At 29.6% G+C, this 1,829-nt stretch carries 1 protein-coding gene and 2 pseudogenes; all 3 read right to left on the bottom strand.

What is annotated here, in order from left to right; all coding sequences use genetic code 11:
• A pseudogene (gene actP / locus ACERKK_RS13070) lies at positions 1–623 on the bottom strand (cation acetate symporter); the annotation flags it as partial.
• Positions 623–937: a DUF485 domain-containing protein gene (locus tag ACERKK_RS13065; RefSeq protein ID WP_373773512.1), complete on the bottom strand. Its 315-nt coding sequence runs from the start codon at positions 935–937 to the stop codon at positions 623–625. The pseudogene actP (ACERKK_RS13070) and the gene ACERKK_RS13065, both read right to left, overlap by 1 nt.
• Positions 938–1,265: 328 nt before the next feature.
• A pseudogene (actP, locus tag ACERKK_RS13060) lies at positions 1,266–1,556 on the bottom strand (cation acetate symporter); the annotation flags it as partial.
• Positions 1,557–1,829 lie beyond the last annotated feature (273 nt).

Genomic DNA, 1,829 nt, shown 5'->3' with positions numbered 1-1,829 from the left:
ATTTGTACCCAAGTAGTTGCAAGCATACCACCAAAAGTAACATAAATAATCATCATTACACCAACAAGAATTACAGCATACTCATATTCCATTCCAAATAGAACTTGAATTAACTTTCCAGCTCCAACCATTTGTGCAATAAGATATAAAATAACAACAGATAAAGAACCAAACGCCGCTAAAGTTCTAATCTCTTTTTGTCCTAATCTATATGCTGCAATATCAGCAAAAGTAAATTTACCTAAGTTTCTTAACTTTTCAGCCATAAAGAATAAAATTACAGGCCAACCAACTAAGAATGAAACTGCATAGATAACTCCATCATAACCTTTTAAATAAATAAGTCCAGATACACCTAAGAATGCAGCAGCTGACATATAATCACCAGCAATTGCTAAACCATTTTGGAATCCTGAAATTCCTCCACCAGCTGTATAAAAATCACTTGCTGATTTTGTTTTTCTTGCAGCCCAGTATGTAATACCTAAAGTACCAGCAATAAAAATAAAGAACATAATAATCGCAGGAATATTAAGATCTCTTTTTACAGCTTCAAAAGTTGCATCACCTGCTGCGAATGCGCTAAGTGCTAAAATTGAAATTAATGCAAAAATTTTTAACATTATACTAAATCCTTTACATCTTTTTTGATTTCATTTGTTAAATCTTCAAATTCACCATTCGCTCTTCTTACATAAACTAATGTTGTTAAAAAACTGATTATTAATATTGCTAAAGCAATAGGGAATGCCACAGTTGTAAGACCATCACCGATTTTCGTAGCTAATATTTCTTTATTAAATGCAATAGTTAAAATATATGCATAAAACATTACCAGTACAAACACACCTAATTTAATACTAAAACTTTTTCTTTTAGAGATAAGTTCTTGGTATTTTGGATTAGATTCAATTCGTTCAACTAATTCGTTGTTCATTTTGCTTCCTTTTTTTGAATAATATTTTTGTTATTACTCTGTACTCTTTTCTAATATTACTAAATAATCTTCATTCATAGCATTAACATAGCAATTAGAAAAATGAAATTCATTATACATTGGCATTTTAAGAAAAATAGATTTTTTTTGAAGAAAAAGTGTGAAAAAAGTGTGAAAAATGTAGATAAGTAACATAAAATATGAATATAAATTATTATATTTAGTTGTAAAAATTAAGATAAATTTTATTTATTATTAAATGAAGTGTGTAAAAAAGTGTAGTTACTAAAGAGAAAAGTTCTCTTTAGTAACAAAAGGTTTTAGAAACCTAGTGATCAACAGCTCCATCAGAACCAAAACCAGTTTCAGCTCTAACTTTTTGTGCTTCGAAAGCATGAATTTCATCTTTCGCTCTTTGTGATTTATCAGTAATTGAGAAGAACCAAATACTTACAAATGCAACAGTAACAGAGAATAAAGCAGGGTGTTTATAAGGGAAAATTGCTTCAGCATTTCCTAATACAGAAACCCAAACAACAGGACCTAAGATTACAAGAACTACAGCAGTAGTAAGACCCATGATTCCACCAATGAATGCACCTCTTGTAGTTGATAATGAAAAACTTAGCCTTAATGATTTATCAGTCCAATCAGCAGACAAACACAATATCAGTATTAGCAAACAGGCTATTAATGATCGCTTTACCGACAAATCAGTTTGTTTCATAAAATTGATAATTGAAAAATTTATAAAAGAAAATATTGGTTGTGAAGATAAAATGGAATTTTTAGATCATTTTGATAGAGTTAGAATTAAGGATTCTACCTGTTTTCAACTACCAAAAAGTATGGAAGAAAAATATGCTGGAAGTGGGGGTGCTGCTTCAAATTC

The sequence above is a fragment of the Poseidonibacter sp. genome, assembly GCF_041821165.1.
In the GTDB taxonomy this organism is placed as follows: domain Bacteria; phylum Campylobacterota; class Campylobacteria; order Campylobacterales; family Arcobacteraceae; genus Poseidonibacter.
This window is presented reverse-complemented; position numbering and strand designations above follow the sequence as displayed.

Coding starts and splice junctions, on each gene's coding strand:
- ACERKK_RS13065 (WP_373773512.1), bottom strand. CDS start 937: ATGAACAACGAATTAGTTGAACGAATTGAATCTAATCCAAAATACCAA.